The following is a 24,665-nucleotide window of genomic DNA, read 5'->3' on the forward strand; positions in this document are numbered from 1 at the left end:
AGTGGTGGGTGATGACGGGATCGAACCGCCGACCCCCTCCTTGTAAGGGAGGTGCTCTCCCAGCTGAGCTAATCACCCCCGCTGTGTGGAGTCGCATTATAGGGAGAGTTGAAAATGAGTCAACGCCTTTTCTAAAGAATTCGTTCGTTCGTCGTAAAATTAAACAAAGCGATCGTAAAACCGGCGGCGTAGCATGATTTATAAACAAAAATGGCAAACCGTGACGTTCCGACGGGATCAACATTGAGGAATCAGCCCACGGTGTTAGAATATTGACCCATAATTTCCACCGGACATTGCCGGCTATCGGCATCTTTATTAAACGTAAGGCCAATTCATGAAAATCAAAACTCGCTTCGCGCCAAGCCCAACAGGCTATCTGCACGTTGGCGGTGCGCGTACTGCTCTCTATTCCTGGCTTTTTGCTCGTAACCACGGCGGTGAGTTTGTGCTGCGTATTGAAGACACCGATCTCGAACGCTCCACCCCGGAAGCAATTGAAGCCATCATGGATGGCATGAACTGGCTGAATCTGCAATGGGATGAGGGCCCTTATTACCAGACCAAACGTTTCGACCGTTATAACAACGTGATCGATGAGATGCTGGAAGCTGGCACCGCTTATAAATGTTATTGCTCGAAAGAGCGTCTGGAAGCGCTGCGCGAAGAGCAAATGGCGAACGGTGAGAAGCCGCGTTACGATGGCCGCTGCCGCCATAGCCACGAGCATCATGCCGACGATGAGCCGTGCGTGGTGCGTTTTGCCAACCCGCAGGAAGGGTCGGTGATCTTTGACGATCAGATCCGCGGACCTATCGAGTTCAGCAACCAGGAGCTGGACGATCTGATCATTCGTCGTACCGATGGTTCCCCGACCTATAACTTCTGCGTGGTGGTAGATGACTGGGATATGGCGATCACCCATGTGATCCGTGGTGAAGATCATATCAACAACACACCGCGCCAGATCAACATCCTCAAAGCGCTGAATGCGCCGGTGCCGGTTTACGCCCACGTGTCGATGATCAACGGCGATGACGGTAAAAAACTGTCCAAACGCCACGGTGCGGTGAGCGTGATGCAGTATCGTGACGATGGCTACCTGCCGGAAGCGCTGCTTAACTATCTGGTACGTCTGGGGTGGTCCCATGGCGATCAGGAGATCTTCACCCGCGAAGAGATGATCGAGTTCTTTTCGCTGGGGGCGGTCAGCAAATCCGCGAGTGCGTTCAACACCGACAAACTGCTGTGGCTGAACCATCACTACATCAATACGCTGCCGGCGGAATACGTGGCGACGCATCTGCAGTGGCACATCGAGCAGGAAAATATCGATACCCGTAATGGCCCACAGCTGGCCGAGCTGGTGAAACTGCTGGGCGAGCGTTGCAAAACGCTGAAAGAGATTGCTCAGAGCTGCCGCTACTTCTATGAAGAGTTCGCTGAGTTCGACGCCGATGCGGCGAAGAAACATCTGCGTCCGGTGGCGCGTCAGCCGCTGGAAGTGGTTCGCGACAAGCTGGCGGCGATCGGCGACTGGACAGCGGAGAACGTCCACCATGCAATTCAGGCAACCGCTGATAAGCTGGAAGTCGGCATGGGTAAAGTCGGCATGCCGCTGCGCGTGGCGGTTACCGGGGCAGGGCAGTCTCCTGCGCTTGACGTCACCGTCCACGCTATCGGTAAATCCCGTAGCGTTGAGCGTATCAACAAAGCGCTGGCTTTTATCGCTGAACGTGAAGGTCAGGCGTCCTGATTGGGACGTGGATGAAACAACGGCAGGTTACTCCTGCCGTTTTTTTTGTCTGTTACGCCGGGCTGGCGATGCCGAGGCGGGCAAGAAAGCCGCTAATCCCTTCCCGGGCCAGCAGATCGCGAAGCTGCAGCTGTTCGGCCGGAGTCATCAGTTGCAGGGTTTCCGTGATTTGCCGCCAGACCACGTCAGCCTCATTGACCAGATAAGCGCCGGGCGATTCCGCCAAATGATTGTCGGTAAACAGATGGCGCCTGGCAGGCGCATTGGTCAGAAATTCGAGCACCGGTTTGTCGATGACCACCAGTCGCGCGCGTCCTCCTTTGACGCCGGGTATCGCTTCCGTGCGCCATTTTTGCTGGCGAACCCAGCGATTGATCGTTTGTCTGGCCAGTCCCAGGCAGTCGGCGAGCTCTGCGGGTGTCATTTTATCTTTCAGTTTCATCATGCTTTACCGATCGCGGATCCCTAACCGAAGTAGTAACCCGGTGATCCCTTCGCGCAGCAACAGCGACATCAGCTGCTTCTGCTCGCTGGGAGTGAGCTCTTTGCTAAGGGTCAGCAGCAGCGATTCCAGATCGCTGTCGTGGGTAGAATAGGCGCCTGGTGTCTCTGCCACGCGCTGAGCGCTGCGGATAAACTCCCTGACTTGCTCATTGACATGGACCAGCCGCGCTTTGCCACCCTGGACGCCAGGCCGCGGAGAGGTTTGCCAGCCTTCTTTCCGCACCCACTTATTGATAGTTTGCCGGCTGTAGCCGGTCAGGTGGGCGATTTCTTCAGGTGTCATTCGTTCCTTGAGCATACTATTTCCTGAGTAAATGTATGGGAATTAGCTGCACATGTTATAGCATCCTTTTACGTGAAAAAGTGACCTGTTTAACTTCTGGCTGCGATAAGGCTCGCAATGTCAGCAAGTTGCCTGCTTTTTCAGCGATTGAATTGCGAAGGATAATTTTGCCGTTGACACCTGAGCGAGGAATTCATATTATGCCGCCCGTCAACACGACACGCTTTACGTTACGGGGCTATAGCTCAGCTGGGAGAGCGCTTGCATGGCATGCAAGAGGTCAGCGGTTCGATCCCGCTTAGCTCCACCAAATTCTGCACCCAGCAGATTTGGTTCGTAAAGAGGTCCTGTGGGGCTATAGCTCAGCTGGGAGAGCGCTTGCATGGCATGCAAGAGGTCAGCGGTTCGATCCCGCTTAGCTCCACCAAAATTCAGAACCCTCGCCTCGGCGGGGGTTTTTGTTTTTAGCTGTTTTCATGTAAAGCACTTTCTGGTTAAGTCAGTTAATCTCCAGCTATTAAAATCGAAAGTAATTTCAGACTTTTTCCTGATAATTCACCTTGCCTGCCCTAAATAAGCAACATAACATTTCCCCCATTAAACGTAATGAGGTTGCCGGAGTTTTAATTAACAATAATGCTTGATAAAATTAACATTAATATCAAAAAAACTCTGTTGGCCTTTCTCGTCAGTTTAGTCGCTATTCCGCTGGCTCGTTTTATTTCACCGCAAACGGTTATTGATGGCAATCTTATTTATATTGCCTGGCTGCCAATCAGCGTGATGTTTTCTGTTATTTTTATCTTTGGCCGCTATGCGATCGCACCATTAATTCTCGCGTTTGCCATTACCAATAGCTTTCTCATTGAATTAACGCTGTCACAGGCGCTTATTCTGCTCTTTTGTCAGCTGTTTGCTGTGTTTGTCTCCTGCGCTGTTTTACGCCTGATGGTGGGCAAGCGCTGGCGGTGTGGCCCCACGGCGAAACATATGGGGGCGCGGATCTTCTGGGGCGGCTTCTTCGCGCCGGTGCTGTTGAAAATCACCATGTACCTTGCCGGGCAATATTTTGCGTTTCCATTATCTATTACCAGTTACTTTGGTAGTATGCCGTTGATTTATACCGTAATAGATATCCAAAGTTTAATCAGCGCGGCATTAATTTTTACGACGTTTCTTTATTATCCAATGCGGATGATTATCAGTCCGCACTATGCCCGACGTTTCTGGCGTCAGGAATGTTTACCATGGCTGGCACCCAAACATCGTTCTTTTACCCTATATTGGTTTATCTCGCTGGCGCTTTTATTAACTTTACTGTGTGCGCCGTATCAGTCTGAATTTATTGCCGGTTATTTAGTTCCGGTGATATTTATTGTCTACTTTATCGGGATTAGCCGGATTGGTCATGCGCTGCTGCGTATTTCATGGTCTGTCTCAGCCTTTTTGCTGGTGGTGTATAATAAAAACTTTCTCCAGGGCGTCCAAAGCGAGTATTCATTATCCTTTGTGCTGTCAGTCCTGATCTCCTTCACTATCTGTTTGTTTTATATGGCAGACACCTATGCCCGCAGCGATCGCAATAAACGCCGCTGGCGTAGCCAGGCGGAAGAGGATCCGCTGACGGGCTTACCTAATCTGCGCGCGCTGGTGAGCCATTTACAGAGCAGTCCTCTGCAGGCTATCTGCAGCTTGCGTATCGATAATCTCGATTTTCTTAGCCGACATTATGGGCTAATGATGGGCGTGGACTGTAAACGGCAAATCATCCGGGCGCTTCAGCCGCTGTTGGGGGCAACGGATAAAGTCTTCCAGGTTCCCGGCAGCGAATTGATCCTCGTGCTTGACGGGCCGGACCCTGCGGCGCGGCTAAACCATATGGTCGCCATCCTCAACCACAAAAAGTTCAGCTGGCATAATCAGCCGCTGGATCTTGAGTTTGGCGCGGCATGGAGCCGTGATGACGGTCAGGGTGAGACGCTGCACCAGATGCTGGGCCAGCTCAGCTGGCTTTCCGAACAGGCGGGCAGTGAACGCCGGGTACTGGCGTTGGATGAGGAGCAGGAGCTGGTGGTGGATCAAACCACCGAGCAGGTACGCCTCCTGATGCGCGTCAAGCAGGTTCTCAAAGAGCGGGCGCTGGTGCTCTATGCGCAACCGATTCAAAACGCGGAGGGGGAGGGCTATCATGAGATCCTCACGCGCATGCGCTGTGGTGACGGCGTCATTATGCCGGATCAGTTTATTCCGCTGATTGTGCAGTTTAACCTCAGCCAGCGTTTTGACATGCTGGTGCTGGAGACCCTGTTCAGTTCGCTCCATCAGCATCCCGGCCAGCGGTTCTCGGTCAATCTGCTGCCTTCAACCCTGATGCAAAAAGACAGCGCGGCGCAGATTATCGCGCTGTTTCAACGCTATCGCATTTCGCCAGATCTTATCACCATTGAGGTGACCGAAGAGCAGGCCTTCTCCAATGCCGACACCAGCCAGCAAAATCTCGACGCGCTGCGCGCGTTTGGCTGCGCCATCGCCATTGATGACTTTGGCACCGGTTATGCGAACTATGAACGACTGAAGCATCTGCAGGCCGATATCATTAAGATTGACGGCTGCTTCGTCCGCGACATTCTGACGGACCCGCTGGATGCCATTATGGTGAAATCGATTGTCGAAATGGCGCGGGCGAAACAGATGAGCGTGGTGGCGGAATATGTCGAAAGCGAACCGCAAAAAGCGCGCTTGCTGGAACTGGGCGTGAATTATCTGCAGGGTTACCTGGTCGGTAAACCTCAGCCGTTGGGCGAATGACGGGTAAAAAAAAGCCGGGCATTGCCCGGCTCAGATGATAGGCGCCTGTTACAGAACCAGTGCCGCAATCGAAGCGGACAGCACGCTAACCAGCGTGGAGCCGTAGACCAGCTTCAGACCGAAGCGAGAAACCACGTTACCCTGTTCTTCGTTCAAGCCTTTGATCGCCCCGGCGATGATGCCGATAGATGAGAAGTTGGCGAAGGAGACCAGGAAGATAGAGATAATGCCTTCCGCACGCGGAGAGAGCGTCGAGGCGATTTTCTGCAGATCCATCATGGCGACGAATTCGTTGGAGACCAGCTTGGTGGCCATAATACTGCCCACCTGCAGCGCTTCGCTTGCCGGCACACCCATCACCCAGGCAACCGGGTAGAAGATATAGCCGAGGATCCCCTGGAAGGAGATGCTGTAGCCGAACCAGCCGGTCACGGTGGCGAACAGGGCGTTCAGGGCCGAGATCAGTGCGATGAAGCCGATCAGCATCGCCGCCACGATAATCGCGACTTTAAAGCCCGCCAGAATGTACTCGCCCAGCATTTCGAAGAAGCTCTGGCCTTCGTGCAGATTCGACATCTGCAGATTTTCTTCGCTCTCTTCCACGCGGTACGGGTTAATCAATGACAGAACGATAAAGGTGCTGAACATGTTGAGCACCAGCGCCGCGACGACATACTTCGGCTGCAGCATGGTCATGTACGCGCCTACGATCGACATCGACACGGTGGACATCGCCGTCGCCGCCATGGTGTACATGCGGTTGCGCGACATTTTGCCGAGAATATCTTTATAGGCGATAAAGTTTTCCGACTGACCGAGGATCAGCGAGCTCACGGCGTTGAAGGATTCCAGCTTGCCCATGCCGTTGATTTTCGACAGAACGGTACCGATGGCGCGGATGACAATCGGCAGGATACGAATATGCTGCAAAATACCGATCAACGCGGAAATGAAGACGATAGGGCACAGAACCTTAAGGAAGAAGAAGGCCAGACCTTTATCGTTCATGCTGCCGAACACGAAGTTTGTCCCTTCGTTGGCAAACCCGAGAAGCTTTTCAAACATCTCAGAGAACCCTTTCACAAAACCCAGACCAATATCGGAGTTCAGGAAGAACCAGGCCAGCAGGACTTCGATGACAAGCAGTTGAACAACATAACGAATACGGATCTTTTTACGGTCGTGACTGACCAACAGGGCCAGTATAGCCACCACAACGATCGCGAGGACAAAATGCAAGACGCGGTCCATAGTTGCTCCAAATATGAGGCAGGTTAAATTTCCGTGCACATTCTATGCAACGGCTTTAAAGAAAACGAGATCAATTGCACACTATTGCAAGGAACTGTGACCAATGGCAAAAATAGTGATCAAACATCCACTTTTGTTATGTTACGTAAAGGTTTTAAAAGTTGCATTCTTGTACTACTCTTAGTACTGGGCACGCTCTCGTGTTCTAACGCCCGTTTTTCATTTCCGGCCAGCTATTGTTCCCGCCTATCACAGCAATCATTATCTCCATTTTAAATGAACTTGATAATCATTCGCATTTTGATAGCATGAAACATAGCAAAGGCTATATTTCCAGAGGCAGAAGATGACTAGCAGTCGCGTTGAGAATAGCAGTAGTCGCGCCGCGCGCAAGGTGAAGCTCGCCCTCATGGGGCCCGCTTTCGTCGCTGCCATTGGCTATATCGACCCCGGTAATTTCGCCACTAACATTCAGGCTGGCGCCAGCTTTGGCTATCAGCTGCTGTGGGTCGTGGTATGGGCCAACCTGATGGCGATGCTGATCCAGGTGCTCTCTGCCAAACTGGGCATTGCCACCGGCAAAAATCTGGCCGAGCAGATCCGTGACCATTACCCGCGACCGGTGGTGTGGTTCTATTGGGTGCAGGCGGAAATCATTGCGATGGCCACCGACCTGGCTGAATTTATCGGCGCTGCGATTGGCTTTAAGCTGGTACTGGGCGTGTCGCTTCTGCAGGGGGCGGTGCTGACCGGGGTGGCGACCTTCCTGATCCTGATGCTGCAGCGGCGCGGGCAAAAGCCGCTGGAGAAGGTGATCGGCGGGCTGCTGTTGTTTGTCGCTGTGGCCTATGTCGTGGAGTTGATCTTTTCTCAGCCCGCGCTGGCCCCCCTGACAAAAGGGCTGGTGATCCCTACGCTGCCCAACGGCGAGGCGGTATTCTTAGCCGCCGGGGTACTGGGGGCGACCATTATGCCGCACGTTATCTACTTACATTCCTCGCTTACCCAGCATCTGCACGGCGGTACGCGGAAAGAACGCTATAACGCGACCCGCTGGGATGTGGCGATCGCCATGACCATTGCCGGGTTTGTCAACCTGGCGATGATGGCGACCGCCGCGGCGGCATTCCATTTCAACGGCCATACCGGCGTCGCCGATCTCGATCAGGCTTACAGAACGCTGGAGCCACTGCTGAGCCACGCGGCGGCGACCATCTTTGGTCTGAGCCTGGTCGCTGCAGGTTTATCATCGACGGTAGTGGGTACCCTGGCAGGGCAGGTCGTCATGCAGGGGTTTATCCGCTTTCATATTCCGCTGTGGTTTCGCCGGGCGGTCACCATGCTGCCGTCGTTTGTGGTGATCCTGCTGGGGCTGGATCCTACGCGTATCCTGGTGATGAGTCAGGTGCTGCTGAGCTTTGGTATTGCGCTTGCTCTGGTGCCGCTGCTGATATTTACCAGCAATGCGCAACTGATGGGCGACCTGGTGAATACCCGCTGGGTGAGAGTCACTGGCTGGGTGATTGTCGCCATTGTGGTGAGTCTGAACGGCTGGTTAATTGTGGGATCGCTGCTCGGCGTGGCGTAGTTCTTGACCCGCGCTGGTTAAAGCAAAGGGGAGCCAATAGGCTCCCCTTTTCGTCTGTTAGTGATGACCATGGCCATGGCCACGTCCGCCCGGGCCTCGTCCCCAGCCGCCGCGGTGGTCGTCGCGGTCGCTCCAGCCAGCACGATAGCCGCGCTCCCAGGCCTTATTTTTACCCTTGTCCCAGCCGCGGTGCCAGCCGTTGTCATGTCGATGCCAACGGTTATCACGCCATTCATAGTGACGACGCCAGTAATCACGGTCGCGCCAGCCGCCACCGTCCCAGTAGTTACCGTAATTGTCACGATCGCCTATTTGTAATTTTACCGATGGCAGCAGGGTGATTTCACCAGCGTTAGCGACTAGTGGCGCTGCGGCCAGCAGTACTGCTGCCAGAATCAGTGACCTGAACATACTCTTCTCCTTCACGATCGGGGCCGTAAGCGGCCTGTTAACCTGATATTACGGGCCGGTAAAGACCCGCCGCATCGGACGAACTCCGAAAGCGCAGAAAAGAGCACTTTTTGCTAAAGTAACATTTGCTTTACAGCGCAAGGATGGCGTCGATGGCCGCGCACTCTTCGGTGCTGAAATGGCGATTCTGCAGCATGCCGACGGCATCATCCAGCTGCGCGGTTTTGCTGGCGCCGATCAGCACGGAGGTCACTTTCTCCTCGCGCAGAACCCAGGCCAGCGCCATCTGCGACAGCTTCTGCCCGCGCTCTTCCGCTATCGTATTTAGCTGACGAATTTTTTCTAATCGCGCGGCGGTCAGTTGCTCCGGCTGCAGAAAACGACTGCTGCTGGCGGCGCGAGAGTCGGCCGGGATACCGTTCAGATAGCGATCGGTAAGCTGTCCGCCCGCCAGCGGTGAAAACGCTATACTTCCCACCCCTTCCGTCTGCAGAAAATCCAGCAGCCCCTCTTCCGCACTGCGTTCGAACATCGAATAGCGGGGCTGGTGAATGACGCAGGGCGTACCGAGGTCGTTAAGGATCTTCACTGCCTCCTGCGCCTGGGCCAGCGGATAGTTGGAGATCCCGACGTACAGCGCTTTACCCTGACGGACAAGATGATCGAGCGCACGCATTGTTTCCGTCAGTGGGGTCTGCAGGTCCGGGCGGTGATGATAAAAAATATCGACATACTCCAGCCCCATGCGCTGCAGGCTCTGGTTAAGACTGGCTACCAGATATTTGCGTGAACCCCAGTCGCCGTACGGGCCGTCCCACATGGTGTAGCCCGCTTTGGTGGAGATGATCAACTCATCGCGATAGGGCTGGAGCGCCTCTTTCAGAATGCGGCCAAAATTGCTCTCTGCTGAACCCGGCGGCGGCCCATAGTTGTTGGCCAGGTCGAAATGAGTTATGCCAAGGTCAAACGCGTGCAGGAGCATCTGCCGGCTGATCTCCACGCGCGTTTCGTCGCCAAAGTTGTGCCACAGGCCGAGAGAAATCGCCGGGAGCTGAAGGCCGCTGCGCCCGCAGCGACGATACTCCATCGTTTGATATCGCGTCGTGCTTGCCTGGTAAACCATTCTTCCTCCGCAGATAAAATAGGGTGTGTATACGTTTACACTAATCAATGTTCTGCATGGAGTACACTGCTTTTTGGGCGTAACTATTGCTTTACACCGGCTTTATCGTCCCCCTTCTGGACAGGCGGATCGCTTATTCAATACTCAAATTACACCTGCACCAAAATGAGGATAATGGACATGCAACCGACCTACACTATTGGGGATTATCTGCTGGATCGCCTCGTTGACTGCGGTATTGACCGCTTGTTCGGCGTACCAGGAGATTACAACTTACAGTTTCTCGATCGCGTCATCGCGCACAGCGCCCTGGGGTGGGTTGGCTGCGCCAACGAGCTGAATGCGGCCTATGCCGCTGACGGATATGCGCGCATCAAAGGGGCCGGTGCGCTGCTGACCACCTACGGCGTCGGCGAACTGAGCGCGCTGAACGGCATTGCGGGTAGCTATGCGGAACATATTCCGGTATTGCATATCGTCGGCGCGCCCTCTACCGGCGCTCAGCAGCGTGGCGAACTGCTGCACCATACCCTCGGCGATGGCGATTTTCGCCATTTCGCCCGCATGAGCGAGCAGATCACCTGCAGCCAGGCGCTGCTGACCGCCGGCAACGCCTGCTATGAGATCGACCGTGTCCTGCGCGATATGCTGACGCATCATCGGCCCGGCTATCTGATGCTGCCGGCCGATGTCGCCAGAGCGGCAGCGATTGCCCCAGCCCAGCGCTTACTGGTGGAGCCCGCTCCGGCGGATGAAAACCAGCTCGCCGGGTTCCGAGAACATGCCAGCCGCCTGCTGCGGGGCAGCCGACGCATTTCTCTGCTGGCGGATTTCCTGGCGCAACGCTATGGCCTGCAGAACACGCTCCGGGAGTGGGTGGCGAAAACCCCCATCGCCCATGCCACCATGCTAATGGGCAAGGGGTTGTTCGATGAGCAGCTGAGCGGGTTTGTCGGGACCTATAGCGGGATCGCCAGCGCCCCGCAGACCCGGGAGGCGATTGAAAACGCCGACACCATCATCTGCATTGGTACGCGCTTCACCGACACTATCACCGCGGGATTCACCCAGCATCTGGCGCGGGAGAAGACCATTGAGATCCAGCCCTTCGCCGTCAGGGTGGGCGACCACTGGTTCAGCGGCGTGCCGATGGATCAAGCCCTGGCTGCATTAATGACGCTTTCCGCCCCGCTGGCGGCGGAGTGGGCGGCGCCTCAGGTCGTGGCGCCGGAAGTGGAAGAGGAGGCCGAAGGCGAGTTAACCCAGAAGAATTTCTGGTCGACTGTGCAGGATGCGCTGCGCCCCGGCGATATTATCCTCGCCGATCAGGGGACGGCGGCGTTTGGCATCGCGGCGCTTAAGCTCCCCTCTGAGGCATCGCTGATCGTCCAGCCGCTGTGGGGATCGATTGGTTTTACCCTCCCGGCCGCCTATGGCGCGCAAACCGCGGCGGCAGAGCGGCGGGTGGTGCTGATCGTCGGCGATGGCGCTGCCCAACTCACGATTCAGGAGATGGGCTCTATGCTTCGCGATAAGCAAAAACCGCTTATTCTGTTGCTGAATAACGAAGGGTATACCGTGGAGCGGGCGATTCATGGCCCTGAGCAGCGCTACAATGACATCGCCCTGTGGGACTGGCAGCGACTGCCGGAAGCCTTTGCCCCGGACGTTGTTTCACGCTGCTGGCGGGTCACGCACACGGCTGAGCTACGGGAAGCGATGGCGGAAAGCATCACCTCCGATACCCTTACCCTGGTCGAAGTGATGCTACCGAAAATGGATATCCCCGATTTCCTGCGTGCGGTGACGCAGGCGCTGGAGGAACGAAACAGCCGCGTTTAGTCGGTATGTCGTTTGGCAATCATCAACGGCCTCCCGGCCAGCAGCAGCCAGGCCGGGAGCATCACAATGCACAGCAGCGGTAGCAGCGTCGTATCCGGGACCACCACGGCGGCCATAAACAGGCTAAGCCAGCCGTCGCGGGTGACGACCAGCACCATGCCGAGAATGGCGCAGGAGACGGTGATCGCCGCTGGCACGGCATCCACGTGGGCATGCAGCATCAGCCCCAGCGCCACCCCAACGAAGACCGCCGGGAAAATTCTCCCGCCGCGAAAGCCGCTGGCGGAGGCGAGCACCAGCGCAGCCAGCTTGACCAGCGCGATGAGCAGAAAATCCGCGGCGGTTAGCGTCTGACTGAAAGCCAGCTGCTGCATCTCATCCAGCCCCTTAAACAGCGTTAAGGGGCCGCCAATGGTCCCGAGGATCCCCAGCAGCAGCCCGCCGATGCCCAGCGTCAGGATGGGATTTCTCAGACGATGCATCAGGGCGTGCAGGCGCGGCAGACACCAGACGGCCACCATGCCGACGGCGATAGCAATCAGGGCGACGATCATACCGCTGATGATATCGACGAAGTGCATCTGGCCATAATGGGGGATCGGCAGCGTGAAATGGGGATGGAAAAACAGCCCGGTCGTCAGCGCGCCCGCGGCGGCGGCAAGCAGCGGCGCAAAAAGGCGATCCCACAGCGGCGACTCGTTGCTGCTGTTGAGGGTTTGCGAAAAAATCAGCGCGGCGGCCACCGGGGTGCCGAAGAGGGCGCCGATAGTGCCTGAGGCCGCGAGGATGGTCCAGTCCAGCGAGCTGACGCGCGGAAACAGCCGTGAACCGACGGCGACGGCCAGCGCAATATTCACCACCATAATCGGATGCTCCGGGCCGAGGCTGACGCCGCCGGCAAGGCCGAGGATCAGCGCGGCCAGCAGTCCGGGCAGCGCGCCGGTGGCAATGGGGGCGCCAATGAGCGATTCGGTCGCCGGATCCGGCCCGGCGTGTCCCGGGCTGTAGCGGACTATCAGGCCCACGGCGATCCCTGTCGCCGTGAGCATGGCGATAATCCATAGCGGGCTGTCAGCGCTGATCCCCAACTGGGTGGGCAGGTTGCTCCACAGCACGCGCTGTAGCAGCGCGGCAACCTTCATCGCGCCGATCAGGAGCAGACTGCAGGCGATACCTATCAGGATGGCCGGCACCGACAGGATCAGCATTGTTCTGGCGCGAGGATGGAGCATGAAAATGTCCTTGTTAAAGTTCTGAAGCACTACTTTGCCTTCGTCGGCTGGGGCCGTCGATGCAAATGGTGCTGAAACGATAAAGTTAAGGCGGCGTCTGATTCCCGCGGCGTCGTTTACAGACTACCTTGCATAGATTACAAACTAAATGTGACCTATGTCGCTAAACAAGGGGCGTCTGCGCGTTGGACGTTGTTGTTAAGCCGCCATGAATTTACAGTGTGCCAAAAGAATTATTTTGACTTTAGCGGAGCCGTAACGGAATGACAAAATTTGCTTTAGTAGGAGATGTCGGGGGGACCAACGCCCGCCTGGCGCTATGTGATCTGGCGAGCGGAGAGATCTCTCGTGCTAAGACCTATTCCGGGCTCGATTATCCCAGTCTGGAGGCGGTGGTGCGCGTCTATCTGGAGGAGCACCAGGTGACCGTCAACGAAGGCTGTATCGCCATTGCCTGCCCGATCACCGGCGACTGGGTAGCGATGACCAACCATACCTGGGCCTTCTCCATCGCTGAAATGAAGCGCAACCTTGGCTTTGCCCATCTGGAGATAATTAACGATTTTACCGCCGTTTCCATGGCCATCCCGATGCTGAAAGCCGAGCACCTCATTCAGTTTGGCGGCAGCGCTCCGGTAGCGGGCAAACCGATCGCCGTTTATGGCGCCGGAACCGGGCTTGGCGTGGCGCATCTGGTGCACGTTGACAAGCGCTGGGTCAGCCTGCCGGGCGAAGGCGGTCATGTCGATTTTGCGCCGAACAGCGAAGAAGAGGGGATTATTCTGGAAGAGCTGCGCGCCGAGCTGGGGCATGTTTCCGCAGAACGCGTGCTCTCGGGTCCCGGACTGGTCAATTTGTACCGCGCGATTGTGAAGTCTGATGGCCGCCTGCCGGAAAACCTGCAGCCACGCGAGGTCACCGAGCGAGCGCTGGCGGACAGTTGTACCGACTGTCGCCGGGCGCTGTCGCTGTTTTGCGTCATTATGGGCCGCTTCGGCGGAAACCTGGCGCTGACTCTCGGGACCTTTGGCGGCGTGTATATCGCCGGGGGCATCGTGCCGCGCTTCCTGGAGTTCTTTAAAGCCTCCGGCTTCCGCGGCGGTTTTGAAGACAAAGGCCGTTTCAAAGCTTATGTTCAGGATATTCCGGTTTACCTGATCGTGCATGAAAACCCGGGCCTGCTGGGCTCTGGCGCGCATCTGCGTCAGACGCTGGGCCAGGTGTTATAAGCGCATCCCTCCCGGGCTACCGTCGTAGCCCGGATGGCGGGACTTCCCGCCTCTACAGATTCATCAGCTGGCGAAACTCTTTCACTTTACTGCGGCTCACCGGCACCTGAAATTCAAGGTCGCGCAGGCGCAGCACATAGGTATTGTTAAACCACGGCTCAATTTCGCGGATCTTGCTGAGATTCACGCAGTACGAGCGGTGGCAGCGAAAGAAATGTGCGGTGGGCAGTTTGCTGCAGAATTCGGTGATGTTCATTGGCATGACGAATGACTCCCGGCGGGTATAGACGAACGTCATCTTTTCATGCGCCTCGGCATAATAAATATCATGAATGCTGGTGACGATTATTCGTTCATCTTTTATCAGATTGATGGTGTCGTTTTCTCGTGGCGCCGCGCTGGTCGCTCCCGCAGCGACGTTATTTTGCTGCTGCCAGGCGGCGGTTAGCTTTTGTAGCATATTGATGATGCGTGACTCCTGGTAGGGCTTCAGGATGTAGTCAAACGCCTCCAGCTCAAAGGCTTCCACGGCGTGCTCTTTCCACGCGGTGATAAAAACGATAAAAGGCTTATGGGCAAACTGGCTGATGTTTTGCGCCAGCAAAACCCCGTCCAGCGACGGAATATTGATATCGAGAAAAATGGCATCGACCTTGTTGTGCTGGAGAAACTTCAGCACGTCCAGGCCATCGTCAAAGCTGCCGACGATCTCCATCTGGCTGTGGGTGTTGATAAGCCAGGAGAGCTCCTGCTGAGCCAGAAACTCATCTTCCACAATAATAACTTTCATCTTTTCTCCGCTCATGACAACAGAGACTCCGTCAGCGCCTGCGGCGTGTGTTGATTGGGGACATAAAAGGCGATTTCTGTTCCTGGCGTCAGGGTGCGGATATGCAACCCCTCGCCGTAGAGGAGCTTCACCCGGTGATGAACGTTAAGCAGGCCGATTTTATTTCCCGGCATTTCGTCGGCTTCCACGCGAGCGACCACGGCGGGATCGATGCCGTTGCCAGTGTCGCGAACGCTGATGCGAACCCGATTGCCGCACTCGTTAATGCCGATCGTCACCACCCCCTTGCCTTTACAGGGCTGGATACCATGAACGATGGCATTCTCCACCAGCGGCTGGATAAGCAGGCTCGGGATCACGCAGCTGACGTCGTCGTCAATATCATAGATGACCGTCAGCTTGTCGCCGAATCGCGCCTGTTCAATGGCGATATAATCTTTGATCTGATACAGCTCTCGTTTGATATCAATCTGCTCATCGTCTTTTAATTCGATGTTATAGCGCAGGTAGCGTGACAGATTAAAAATGAGCTGGCGCGCGGTGTCTGGATTAAGGCGAATCGAGGAGGAGATCGCGTTCAGGGCATTGAATAAAAAATGCGGGTTAATTTTGCTTTGCAGGGCGCGCAGCTCCGCTTTGTTGGCCATCTCGCGCAGCTGTTCGGCGCGGGAGACTTCCAGCTGGGTGGAGATTATTTGCGACAGGCCAATCGCCATCTCCTGCAGCGTCGAAGTGATGCGATGGGCGTGGCAGTAATAGATTTTTAGCGTGCCGGTCACCACCCCTTTTTCCCACAGCGGGATCACCATCAAGGAGTGGATCTCCGGCGTGCGGTGGGCTTCATCATTGTTTTTTATAATGATTTTTCCATAACGAATCGCTTGTCGGGTGGTAGGGCTGATGACATCGTCGTGGTGTTGATAGTTGGCCTCCCCCACGCCCACGTAGGCCAGTACATGTTCGGTATTAGTGATCGCCACCGCGTCAGCGGTAATGTCGCGGCGGATAATCTCGCATACCTGGCGCAGAGAATCGCTGTTAACGTGACGAAACAGCGGCAGGGTTTTGTTAGCGATATCGAGCGCCAGTTTTGCCTGCCGCGCCGCGCTGGCCTCCTTTTCCCCTTCCACGCTCTGCACCAGCAGCACGATAAAACCGATGCAGACGCTGCCGAGGATCATCGGGATACCAATTTTAGAGACGATATCCAGGCCGAGGCTCAGGGAAGGCGCCCAGACCACCACCAGGATCATGGTCAGGGTCTCACACACCATGCCGGCCAGAATGCCGATTTTCCACCGTTGATCGCGGGCCACTTTACGGTTAATCAACCCCGACAGCAGGCCTGCGACAATGCTGGTGATAAAGCAGGGTACAGCGGTGACGCCATCGATATCAATCAGGTAGCGGTGTACGCCGGCAATCACCCCGACAATTGCCCCTACCCACGGACCAAACAGGATCCCGCCGGACATGACGGCGATAATGCGTACGTTTACCAGCGAGCCTTCCACCGGGACGCCGGACCAGGTGCTGAACAGGGCGAACAGCGAGAAAATGGCGGTCACGGCCAGCAGCTCTTTCGGCGTATGGGCCGACTTATGCAACAGTTCGCGGAACAGGCGCAGGCGAATGAGGAAAAACAGGCAAATAAGCATCAGGGCCGCACGATCATAGACCGCCAGCATCATCGTAAAAATTTCGTGCATGGGTGCGCCGCGTCAGTGGCCAGAAAAGAACATGATAAAAAACCTGACGGCAGAAGACCAGCCGCAGAAATATAATGAGGAAAAGGCATACTTTTTAAAGGGGATTGGAGGGGGGCCACCGCGAGAGCGGCAGCCCTGGCTTTTAACGATAAAATTCTGTGTTAAGAAAGATATCAATGTGTTACCACTCTTATACAACTCTGGAATATTCCGGCGATGAACTGCCGTATTTAGCGCCGTCGATACCCGTTTTATATGCCAGGGAATATTTTTTACCGGCCCTCTCGACAACATGTTTTTTTTCAGGTTATTTTCTAAACGAGCCGCAACAGCGGCAGCGTCGCTCGGACGGTCCGGGCGCTAACGTTAATCAGAGGAACCTATGGCTGAATCCAGTCCTGAACGCCGTTTTACGCGTATCGATCGTCTCCCCCCGTACGTTTTTAATATTACTGCTGAACTGAAAATGGCTGCGCGCCGGCGCGGCGAGGATATTATTGATTTCAGTATGGGCAATCCCGATGGCGCGACGCCGCCGCATATCGTGGAAAAACTTTGCACCGTTGCCCAACGGCCTGATACCCATGGTTACTCTACCTCGCGGGGGATCCCGCGCCTGCGTCGCGCCATTTCACGCTGGTATGAAGAACGCTATAACGTTGACATCGATCCGGAATCGGAAGCGATCGTCACCATTGGTTCGAAAGAGGGGCTGGCGCACCTGATGCTGGCGACCCTGGATCATGGCGACACGGTGCTGGTGCCAAACCCCAGCTACCCGATTCACATCTATGGCGCGGTGATTGCCGGGGCGCAGGTGCGCTCGGTGCCGCTGGTGGAAGGGGTGGATTTCTTTAACGAGCTGGAACGCGCCATCCGCGAGAGTTACCCGAAGCCGAAGATGATGATCCTTGGCTTTCCCTCGAATCCAACGGCGCAGTGTGTGGAGCTGGACTTCTTTGAAAAGGTCGTCGCCCTGGCGAAGCAGTATGACATCCTGGTCGTCCACGATCTGGCCTATGCCGATATCGTGTATGACGGCTGGAAAGCGCCCTCCATCATGCAGGTGCCCGGCGCGCGCGATGTCGCCGTCGAGTTCTTTACCCTGTCGAAAAGCTATAACATGGCCGGCTGGCGCATTGGCTTTATGGTCGGCAATAAGACCCTGGTGAATGCCCTCGCTCGCATCAAAAGCTATCACGACTATGGCACGTTTACGCCGCTGCAGGTGGCGGCGATCGCTGCCCTTGAGGGCGATCAGCAGTGCGTGCGTGAAATTGCCGAACAATATAAGCGCCGTCGCGATGTGCTGGTGAAAGGGCTCCACGAAGCCGGCTGGATGGTGGAATGTCCGAAAGCGTCCATGTACGTCTGGGCAAAAATACCGGAACCTTACGCTGCCATGGGCTCGCTGGAGTTTGCGAAAAAGTTGCTTAATGAAGCGAAGGTCTGCGTCTCGCCGGGGATAGGCTTTGGCGACTATGGCGATACTCACGTCCGCTTCGCGCTGATCGAAAACCGGGACCGTACGCGCCAGGCGATCCGCGGCATCAAGGCGATGTTCCGCGCCGATGGCTTGCTGCCCGCCGCGAGCTAGCGCTTCGGCGAATACGCCATAACAAAAACGGGAGCCAGTGGGCTCCCGTTTTTTTTGACACCGCTGCAGTCTAGATCATCAGGGCAAAAGTACCGGCCCAAACGATGACCATAAAAGAGAGGCCCATAAAGAAGTATTTCACGATTCATCACTCCACGCGCTTGTGCGACGTTCAAATGAATTAATTGTTCTGTTATTCCTGGGCTGTCGCAGGTGAAAAATCACGTTGCGGCAGCTCGCAATTCTGTGCGCTTTGTGCTCCAGATGGCGCTAATGTACGCCTAAAAAATGAGGGAAACAAGTGGCATTTTTTTATTAATTTTTAGTTACTTAGGAGTGTCGTGATTCGGCGACACATTAATTTCACCCGGTAATAAATTTCACGCCAGCGACGCTGTCAAAACGGATTTTGGCGATGGGCAAAATGGAGGATGGCCAGCGAGGGCGCGCGCAATTTCTTTGCCACGCGCCGCCGCCGATTTAATGCTGGTCAGAGGCGCGCGGCCGCCACTCGGCCGGGTAGTGAGCCGGGATAAAGCGCAGTGTGAGCGCCATGAGTAGCAGGACGCAGAGCGCATGCCAGGACCAGTCAAGCGTGTAGTTCCCGCTCAGGCTACGCAACAGGCCGGAAAGCCAGGGGGAGAGGCCTGCGATGATAAATCCGATACCCTGCATAAACGCCACCAGCCGGCCGGCTACCGCCGGTTGTCCGGCGTGATCCAGCGCCAGCACCAGGCACAGGGGAAAGGCGCCACCCAGACCCACTCCGCAGGCGATGGCCCACAGCGCTGGGACGTGCTGCGGCAGCCAGATGAAGCCGCAGAAGCCAATGAGCTGTAGCGTCAGCGCGAACAGCAGAAGCTGGCGTCGGTCATCCTGGCGAGCCAGCGCCGGGAGCAGCAGCGCCCCCGCGGTTTGCCCGACGGTCAGCAGCGCCAGCAGTGAGCCGCTGTACTGGGCGCTATCGCCAAGCTGGATATAGTAGGGCGGCAGCCAGGCGATCAGACTGGCGTAACCGGCATTGATCAGTCCGAAATAGAGTCCCAGCGTCCAGGCGCGGCGCTGGCCAATAATCGCGACCCGGGGGGAAGCGCTGGTCTGATGCGGTGCGCGAGGCAATTGCCGGCAAATCGCCAGCCAGCCGAGCAGGGCCAGCAGGGCAGGGAGCGCCCACCAGGCCAGCGCCTGGTGCCAGACCGTACTGCGTGACGCCAGCCATGGCGTGAACGCAGCGCCTAACCCGCCGCCGCCCATCAGCGCCGCCGACCATAGTCCCATCACCAGCGGCGTACGCCGGGCGAACAGACGCTTTATCACCGCCGGGATGGCGGCCTGGATAATGCCGATGCCAATTCCCCCCGCAAGGGCGCTGCTGAGCAGCAAACCGCTATGTGGGGCGCTTTCCCGCAGCAGGGCACCCGCCGCGATAATCAGCAGGCTCAGCGCAATGCTGCGGTTTTGACCAACAGTGCGATCGACCCAGCCGCCGGCCAGCGCCAGCACGCCCATAGCGATGACCGGCAGGGCGGTGAGGAGCGCGACCAGGGTATAGCTCATCCCGCTGGCGGCGCGGATATCCGGCAGCAAGGGACCTATCGAGGTGAGCAGCGGACGCATGTTTATCCCAATGAGTACCAGGACACACAGCGTCAGATTCTGTCGCAGCATGGGCGTCATGGTTGCTGTTCCGCCCAGCGCTGATAAAGTGCCGGCCCCTCCGGCTGCGGGCAGTGGTGGATTGGCAGCGTCTGCCGGGACAGCGGCTGCTGCAGCTGCTGATAAATCGCGGTGGTTGAGAGCTGAAAGGGTTCGCCATCCTGATTACTGTTGGCGAAAAATACTTCCCGCACGCCGGTTAAATAGAGTGCGCTCAGGCACATAGGACAAGGTTGCCCGCTGGCATAGATAACGCATTCGCGCAGCACCTCGCTTCCCAGTCTGGCGGCAAGCTCGCGAACGGCATTCAGTTCGGCATGCGCCGTTGGGTCACCGTTCAGATGAAAGGTATTGACGGCTTCGGCGACAATCTCATCATGCCGCACCAGAACGGCGCCGAAGGGGCGGCCACCGTCAGCAATATTTTGTTTTGCCAGCGCTAATGCGCGCTGGAGATAGCGATCGTCAGCGGACATAGTCACTCCTGCATAAGATGATGTTGATGGTGAAAAACGCAGAGGATGGTAGGTAGAGAGTACGTATCTTGTTTCATAAGTTAAAAGACTTATTTATGATGAACCCTATTTGAATTGCTTATAGGTAAGCGGATGCTCCTGCGCCATCTTTCCTACTTTATCGCCGTGGCAGAACATCGTGGATTTACCCGCGCCGCCGCGGCGCTCCATGTCTCCCAGCCTGCGCTGTCACAGCAGATCCGCCAGCTGGAAGCGATGCTGGAGGTTCAGCTCTTTGACCGCTCTGGTCGTTATACCCGCCTGACCGATGCCGGAGAGATCTGGCTGGAGTATGCCCGCCGCGTGTTACGCGATCTTGAGGAGGGGCGGCGCGCCCTGCACGACGCAGAAGATCTGCAGCGTGGTAAACTCCGCATCGCCATGACGCCGACCTTTACCACTTACATGCTGGGGCCGCTGGTGGAGGCGTACTATCGACGCTACCCCGGAGTGAAATTGCTTATCCAGGAGATGAACCAGGAGCGGATGGAAACGATGCTCCTGGAGGATGAACTGGATGTGGGAATTGCCTTTGGCGAGAGCCTCTCGCGGGATATTGTGGTTCAGCCGCTGCTGACGGAAACCCTCGCGCTGGTGGTGAGCCGTGCGCATCCGCTGGCTCATGAAAGCCACCTGCAGCTGCAGGCTCTTGACGCACAGCCGCTGATTTTACTGAGCAGCGAGTTTGCCACCCGGGAGCAAATCAACCGCTATTGTCGCCGCCATCGGCTCGAACCTGACGTGCGGATGGAGGCCAACTCCATCGGCGCCGTACTAACGGTTATTCGCGGCACGCCGCTTGCGACGCTGCTGCCAGCGGCGATCGCCGGACAGTATGATGACCTCGTGGCCATTGAGCTTAAGCCCGCGCTGCTGCAGCGCACGGCCTGTTTGCTGCAGCGTCAGGGCGCATGGCAGAGCGCTGCGGCGCGCGAATTCATTGCGCTGGCGCGGGAAATCGCGGTAACGCTTGAGCAGGAAAACGGCCAGGCCCTGTATGAGGACCTGCGTCACTTGCCGACGAGCCTGGACTAACGATCGGCTTCGCTGAGGATATCGGCCTCATCGGGCAGGGTATTCTCCCGGAGCATGCCCTCTTCTTTGAGCCTTTCCAGTACGTGATGAAAGAGCTGAGTCTTGTCTGGCTCGGCCATATTCTGTAATTTCTCATTAAATACGGTATGGGACTGAATAAGGTAATGGATAAATTCCAGCAATACCTCATTTTGCGGCAGGACGGTTAATTCCTGATGGATGTAACTGGTTTGTTCCAGCAGCGAATTTTTTGTCACGTCCATAGGCCGGGCGCTAATACTGTGAGCGTATATTTTCTCAATGGCCTGGCTGGTGATATAGATGCGGTTCAATGATATAGCAGAGTATTCGTCTTCATCCGGAATGAAATGACAATAGACAAACGGTTTGTCGGGCAGCATCATGCTGAGTCTGTTTTCGTAAAGAATATCATCAGGCGCCTCCAGTAGCGCCATTAAATTCCGACTGTGTGGGTGCCAGAGTCCGGAGGCGGACACTTTTACGTTAAACTGCGTCACCGTATTTCCGCGTAATGTTTCCACAATCGGAATATCGCCATCAAGCCGCAGAATGCTGCGGATATGGGAGTGGGGTGACCAGAAAGTCTCCACTTCCTCGGCAGAGGCAAGCGGATTAAGCGCGGTGGTCACGTCTTTTTCCTGATGAGAAAGGACGGCTATTTTTAATGTTCCCCGCGTCGGATTAAGCTTCAGACAGAGATTGATCGCACCAATATCATGCCAGTGAAGAATGTCTTCAAGTTCGCAGTTTAATAATTTTTGCGCCCGCGCCAGAGAGCAATACTCCATTGGCGGTAAATTATTTAGCTTCCAGATATTCCGTTCTGTAATATTCATAAGAATTGTACGTCGATGAAAAAATAAATCGCCATGGTGAGCAAAAAGCATCGATGACAAGGATTTATTCTTCCCGCTGACTTCCTTTACCTGATTAACAAAACCCATTCACATTGAGAATAATATGTCGATAAGTTGGCTGTTTTTATTGTTTTGCTGCCGCGTATTTACTTTATCCCGTTATCTTATCATCTCTTATTCGTAGAGAAAAATAGTTTGCTCAATATAAGCATTTCTTTCTGGCAGGAATCTTTTTGCAGGAATGTTGAAGGCGAGCACGAGCGGAGTACGAAGAAAGGGACAGTCAATTGGCGACCTTCGTGGTCGGCAGGGGGGCAAACAGACGCCAGTCGCGTCTGTTTGGTGTAGCTGTTGTTATTGTGGCGTCGACAGAAAACGGTCACCCGGCTGCGCGATGGCATACCATGCCATCATCTCTGCGGTGCCCGGTTGGCCTTCGGCAGGCGCCCAGGCCATGGTGTCAACTTCGGCAAGCGGCTGATAAGCACCTTGCTTAACTTCAAAAACCATCCCGCCCGGGTCGAGCGAGAGCACCGTATGCCAGGTACCGGCTTCCATTTCCAGCGCCGTGCAGGTTTCACCCAGCACCACCCGGCGGGTGACTACGCCATTGTCATCAAAATTCAGTACCACAAAGCGGCCTTTCAGGGGCAGCAAAAGTTCGAAGGTATGTCTGTGCCGGTGCGGACGGATATAGGTGCCGGGTTCCATCGCAATGGCGAGGCGCTGTACCGGGTCGCTTAGTTCGGGATGAAAATTGCGATGGGCACGCAAGCGCGGGGCACTGGCTGCCGCTTCGCTCTGCTGCTGCATATCGCTGAGGGTGATCTGTTTCATATCAACGCCTGGCTCCTGTATCGTCCAGAGAAGGTTGCACTGGGGTAGTGGCTTGTGACTGTTTAAGCCAAGGGGCATTGTACGCGGAATTGTGAGACATGTGTCTACATCATCGGTAACAGATGATACCGTCACACCGTTACATCATGAAGGTAGCTGTAGAAATGTGAAAGTAAGTCATTTTTTTGCTGAGTATTAGTGTAAATGCGTCAATACATCTTTTGTTATAATTCTTCATGCCGCAATATCAATAAATTTATTAATATTGACGCTCTTAATATATCAATCTTGATTTAAAGCAAATTTGTGCTGATTAATTAAATCATTAAATGATAGTTTTATGGTGTGGGATTTTTTAATGTTATGCGATTTTTATCTTTAATGATTGATGTAATTATCATTCATTATTGATATGAATTGTTGCTGTATTTGTATTGTAGTTTTACTAATAGCTGGTGGCTTGCTGTTTTGTTCAGCGTTGTTTTATCATTGCCCCTAATTAAGTATAAGGCGAAAATGCGTATGATAATTAACTAAGGAAAAGACAAAAGTGGCTGATACGTTCCAGAATGAAATCCCCAGGGCGCGCATTAATCTCAAATTATCTCTTCATACCGGCGGCGCGCAGAAGAAGGTCGAACTGCCGCTGAAGCTGCTTACCATTGGCGATTTTAGTCATGGTAAGGAAAACCGGCCTTTATCGGAAAGAGAAAAAATAAACGTCAATAAAAATAACTTTAACAGCGTACTTTCGGAATTTAGCCCGGAAGTGAACCTCTCGGTGCCAAATACGCTGGCCGGCAACGGCGAAGAGGAGAACGTCAGACTGCGTTTTACCGACATCAAAGATTTTGAACCAGAGCAGGTTGCCCGGCAAATTCCGCAACTCCGCGCCATGCTGGCGATGCGTAATTTATTACGCGATCTCAAATCCAATCTGCTTGATAACGCCACTTTCAGAAAAGAGCTTGAGGCAATCCTGAAAGATCCGGCGCAGTCCCAGGAATTACGCGACGAAATGAGTGCGCTTGCCCCGAAATAATGGCGGGGCAAGTCTGTTAATGGATTAACCGGGAAAATGCTAATGTCTGTTACCACAGAAAACGCCCCTGTTCAGGGGCAAACCACGTTGCAGGAAAATAGGGCGGGCGAGGGCGTTTACGCCTCGCTGTTTGAAAAAATTAATCTCGCCCCGGCGTCTCACCTCGGGGATATCAACGACTTTCTGGACGATGCCGCGCTCTCCGAGGCGCCAGCGGCGGAACGTCTCACCGCGGCGATGCAGGTGTTTATGGAGCGCATTCGTCAGTCCGGTCAGCGGGTGGAAAAGCTCGACAAAACGCTGATTGACCACCATATCGCCGAACTGGATTTCCAGATAAGCCGTCAGCTGGACGCGGTGATGCACCATCAGGAGTTTCAGCAGGTCGAATCCCTGTGGCGCGGCCTCAAACAGCTGGTGGACAACACCGACTATCGGCAGAACGTCAAAACGGAGATCCTGGACGTCGCCAAAGACGATCTGCGCCAGGACTTTGAGGACGCGCCGGAGCTTATCCAGAGCGGCCTCTACTGGCACACCTATACCGCGGAGTATGACACTCCCGGCGGCGAGCCGATC

The 24,665-nt window shown here is 55.3% G+C and carries 22 protein-coding genes, 3 tRNA genes and 2 pseudogenes; 12 read left to right on the forward strand and 15 right to left on the reverse strand.

Annotation, left to right across the window (positions count from 1 at the left end; all coding sequences use genetic code 11):
• Nucleotides 1–2: 2 nt before the first annotated feature.
• A tRNA-Val gene (locus tag N438_RS24495) sits at nt 3–78 on the reverse strand.
• A 259-nt stretch (nt 79–337) separates the two neighbouring features.
• Between N438_RS24495 and gltX the strand changes: the two genes are divergently transcribed.
• Entirely contained in the window at nt 338–1,756 is a 1,419-nt protein-coding gene (gene gltX / locus N438_RS24505; RefSeq protein ID WP_116696566.1) for a glutamate--tRNA ligase, read from the forward strand.
• 52 nt (nt 1,757–1,808) lie between these two features.
• On the opposite strand, the gene N438_RS24510 is transcribed toward gltX, so the two are convergent.
• Complete coding sequence (locus tag N438_RS24510; protein ID WP_008803882.1) at nt 1,809–2,201, reverse strand: YfeC-like transcriptional regulator; 393 nt, start codon at nt 2,199–2,201, stop codon at nt 1,809–1,811.
• A 3-nt stretch (nt 2,202–2,204) separates the two neighbouring features.
• Nucleotides 2,205–2,558 carry a YfeC-like transcriptional regulator gene (locus N438_RS24515; RefSeq protein ID WP_008803883.1) on the reverse strand — a complete coding sequence of 118 codons (354 nt, stop codon included), beginning with the start codon at nt 2,556–2,558 and terminating at the stop codon, nt 2,205–2,207.
• Nucleotides 2,559–2,777: 219 nt separating this feature from the next.
• Between N438_RS24515 and N438_RS24520 the strand changes: the two genes are divergently transcribed.
• From N438_RS24520 to N438_RS24530, 3 genes are all read left to right on the forward strand, one after another.
• A tRNA-Ala gene (locus tag N438_RS24520) sits at nt 2,778–2,853 on the forward strand.
• A gap of 41 nt (nt 2,854–2,894) precedes the next feature.
• Nucleotides 2,895–2,970, forward strand: a tRNA-Ala gene (locus N438_RS24525).
• 209 nt (nt 2,971–3,179) lie between these two features.
• Nucleotides 3,180–5,351 carry an EAL domain-containing protein gene (locus N438_RS24530; protein WP_012967481.1) on the forward strand — a complete coding sequence of 724 codons (2,172 nt, stop codon included), beginning with the start codon at nt 3,180–3,182 and terminating at the stop codon, nt 5,349–5,351.
• A gap of 48 nt (nt 5,352–5,399) precedes the next feature.
• On the opposite strand, the gene nupC is transcribed toward N438_RS24530, so the two are convergent.
• On the reverse strand, nt 5,400–6,602 hold the full coding sequence (gene nupC, locus N438_RS24535; protein ID WP_012540950.1) for a nucleoside permease NupC: 1,203 nt from the start codon (nt 6,600–6,602) through the stop codon (nt 5,400–5,402).
• 346 nt (nt 6,603–6,948) lie between these two features.
• Here nupC and N438_RS24540 point away from each other — a divergent pair, with 346 nt between their 5' ends.
• A complete protein-coding gene (locus N438_RS24540; protein ID WP_012540951.1) occupies nt 6,949–8,190 on the forward strand; it encodes an Nramp family divalent metal transporter in 1,242 nt (413 codons plus the stop codon).
• A gap of 57 nt (nt 8,191–8,247) precedes the next feature.
• Here N438_RS24540 and N438_RS24545 read toward each other — a convergent pair whose 3' ends face one another.
• Nucleotides 8,248–8,601: a DUF2502 domain-containing protein gene (locus tag N438_RS24545; RefSeq protein WP_008803887.1), complete on the reverse strand. Its 354-nt coding sequence runs from the start codon at nt 8,599–8,601 to the stop codon at nt 8,248–8,250.
• Nucleotides 8,602–8,731: 130 nt separating this feature from the next.
• On the reverse strand, nt 8,732–9,724 hold the full coding sequence (gene mgrA, locus N438_RS24550; protein ID WP_116696567.1) for an L-glyceraldehyde 3-phosphate reductase: 993 nt from the start codon (nt 9,722–9,724) through the stop codon (nt 8,732–8,734).
• 180 nt (nt 9,725–9,904) lie between these two features.
• Between mgrA and N438_RS24555 the strand changes: the two genes are divergently transcribed.
• Entirely contained in the window at nt 9,905–11,566 is a 1,662-nt protein-coding gene (locus tag N438_RS24555) for a thiamine pyrophosphate-binding protein (protein WP_072122927.1), read from the forward strand.
• Here N438_RS24555 and N438_RS24560 read toward each other — a convergent pair.
• The gene (locus tag N438_RS24560; protein WP_116696568.1) at nt 11,563–12,798 is read right to left on the reverse strand and encodes an ion channel protein; all 1,236 of its coding nucleotides are present in this window, start codon (nt 12,796–12,798) and stop codon (nt 11,563–11,565) included. The genes N438_RS24555 and N438_RS24560 overlap by 4 nt on opposite strands.
• 263 nt (nt 12,799–13,061) lie before the next feature.
• Between N438_RS24560 and glk the strand changes: the two genes are divergently transcribed.
• The gene (gene glk / locus N438_RS24565; RefSeq protein ID WP_012540954.1) at nt 13,062–14,027 is read left to right on the forward strand and encodes a glucokinase; all 966 of its coding nucleotides are present in this window, start codon (nt 13,062–13,064) and stop codon (nt 14,025–14,027) included.
• A gap of 52 nt (nt 14,028–14,079) precedes the next feature.
• Here glk and N438_RS24570 read toward each other — a convergent pair whose 3' ends face one another.
• A complete protein-coding gene (locus N438_RS24570) occupies nt 14,080–14,817 on the reverse strand; it encodes a LytTR family DNA-binding domain-containing protein (RefSeq protein ID WP_012967486.1) in 738 nt (245 codons plus the stop codon).
• Between the two features lie 11 nt (nt 14,818–14,828).
• Entirely contained in the window at nt 14,829–16,526 is a 1,698-nt protein-coding gene (locus tag N438_RS24575; protein WP_012540955.1) for a sensor histidine kinase, read from the reverse strand.
• On the opposite strand from N438_RS24575, the pseudogene N438_RS28435 reads away from it, so the two are divergent.
• Nucleotides 16,525–16,632 (forward strand): annotated as a pseudogene (locus N438_RS28435) (hypothetical protein); the annotation flags it as partial. The gene N438_RS24575 and the pseudogene N438_RS28435 overlap by 2 nt on opposite strands.
• A 38-nt stretch (nt 16,633–16,670) precedes the next feature.
• Here the strand turns inward: N438_RS28435 and N438_RS24580 are convergent.
• Nucleotides 16,671–16,820 (reverse strand): annotated as a pseudogene (locus N438_RS24580) (phytanoyl-CoA dioxygenase); the annotation flags it as partial.
• Nucleotides 16,821–16,908: 88 nt separating this feature from the next.
• On the opposite strand from N438_RS24580, the gene alaC reads away from it, so the two are divergent.
• Nucleotides 16,909–18,123 carry an alanine transaminase gene (gene alaC / locus N438_RS24585; protein WP_008803894.1) on the forward strand — a complete coding sequence of 405 codons (1,215 nt, stop codon included), beginning with the start codon at nt 16,909–16,911 and terminating at the stop codon, nt 18,121–18,123.
• A 70-nt stretch (nt 18,124–18,193) separates the two neighbouring features.
• On the opposite strand, the gene ypdK is transcribed toward alaC, so the two are convergent.
• The 3 genes from ypdK to N438_RS24600 form a co-directional block, all read right to left on the reverse strand.
• Complete coding sequence (gene ypdK / locus N438_RS24590; protein ID WP_099119320.1) at nt 18,194–18,265, reverse strand: membrane protein YpdK; 72 nt, start codon at nt 18,263–18,265, stop codon at nt 18,194–18,196.
• A gap of 338 nt (nt 18,266–18,603) precedes the next feature.
• Nucleotides 18,604–19,800 carry a cyanate transporter gene (locus N438_RS24595; RefSeq protein WP_012540956.1) on the reverse strand — a complete coding sequence of 399 codons (1,197 nt, stop codon included), beginning with the start codon at nt 19,798–19,800 and terminating at the stop codon, nt 18,604–18,606.
• Entirely contained in the window at nt 19,797–20,255 is a 459-nt protein-coding gene (locus N438_RS24600; RefSeq protein WP_008803896.1) for a nucleoside deaminase, read from the reverse strand. The genes N438_RS24595 and N438_RS24600 overlap by 4 nt, the downstream gene beginning before the upstream one ends.
• Nucleotides 20,256–20,387: 132 nt before the next feature.
• On the opposite strand from N438_RS24600, the gene cynR reads away from it, so the two are divergent.
• The gene (cynR, locus tag N438_RS24605) at nt 20,388–21,329 is read left to right on the forward strand and encodes a transcriptional regulator CynR (RefSeq protein WP_008803897.1); all 942 of its coding nucleotides are present in this window, start codon (nt 20,388–20,390) and stop codon (nt 21,327–21,329) included.
• On the opposite strand, the gene N438_RS24610 is transcribed toward cynR, so the two are convergent.
• Nucleotides 21,326–22,186 carry a hypothetical protein gene (locus tag N438_RS24610; RefSeq protein WP_012967487.1) on the reverse strand — a complete coding sequence of 287 codons (861 nt, stop codon included), beginning with the start codon at nt 22,184–22,186 and terminating at the stop codon, nt 21,326–21,328. The genes cynR and N438_RS24610 overlap by 4 nt on opposite strands.
• Before the next feature lie 375 nt (nt 22,187–22,561).
• Nucleotides 22,562–23,044, reverse strand: coding sequence for a WbuC family cupin fold metalloprotein (locus N438_RS24615; protein ID WP_008803899.1), 483 nt, complete (start codon nt 23,042–23,044; stop codon nt 22,562–22,564).
• Nucleotides 23,045–23,594: 550 nt separating this feature from the next.
• Here N438_RS24615 and tssB point away from each other — a divergent pair.
• Together tssB and N438_RS24625 are read left to right on the forward strand one after the other, a co-directional pair.
• Nucleotides 23,595–24,086 carry a type VI secretion system contractile sheath small subunit gene (gene tssB / locus N438_RS24620; RefSeq protein ID WP_032755085.1) on the forward strand — a complete coding sequence of 164 codons (492 nt, stop codon included), beginning with the start codon at nt 23,595–23,597 and terminating at the stop codon, nt 24,084–24,086.
• 42 nt (nt 24,087–24,128) lie between these two features.
• The coding region (locus N438_RS24625; protein WP_207786598.1) for a type VI secretion system contractile sheath large subunit at nt 24,129–24,665 on the forward strand (537 nt) is incomplete at its 3' end.

The organism is Klebsiella sp. GL120222-02 (genome assembly GCF_003097195.1).
GTDB lineage: Bacteria > Pseudomonadota > Gammaproteobacteria > Enterobacterales > Enterobacteriaceae > Klebsiella > Klebsiella variicola.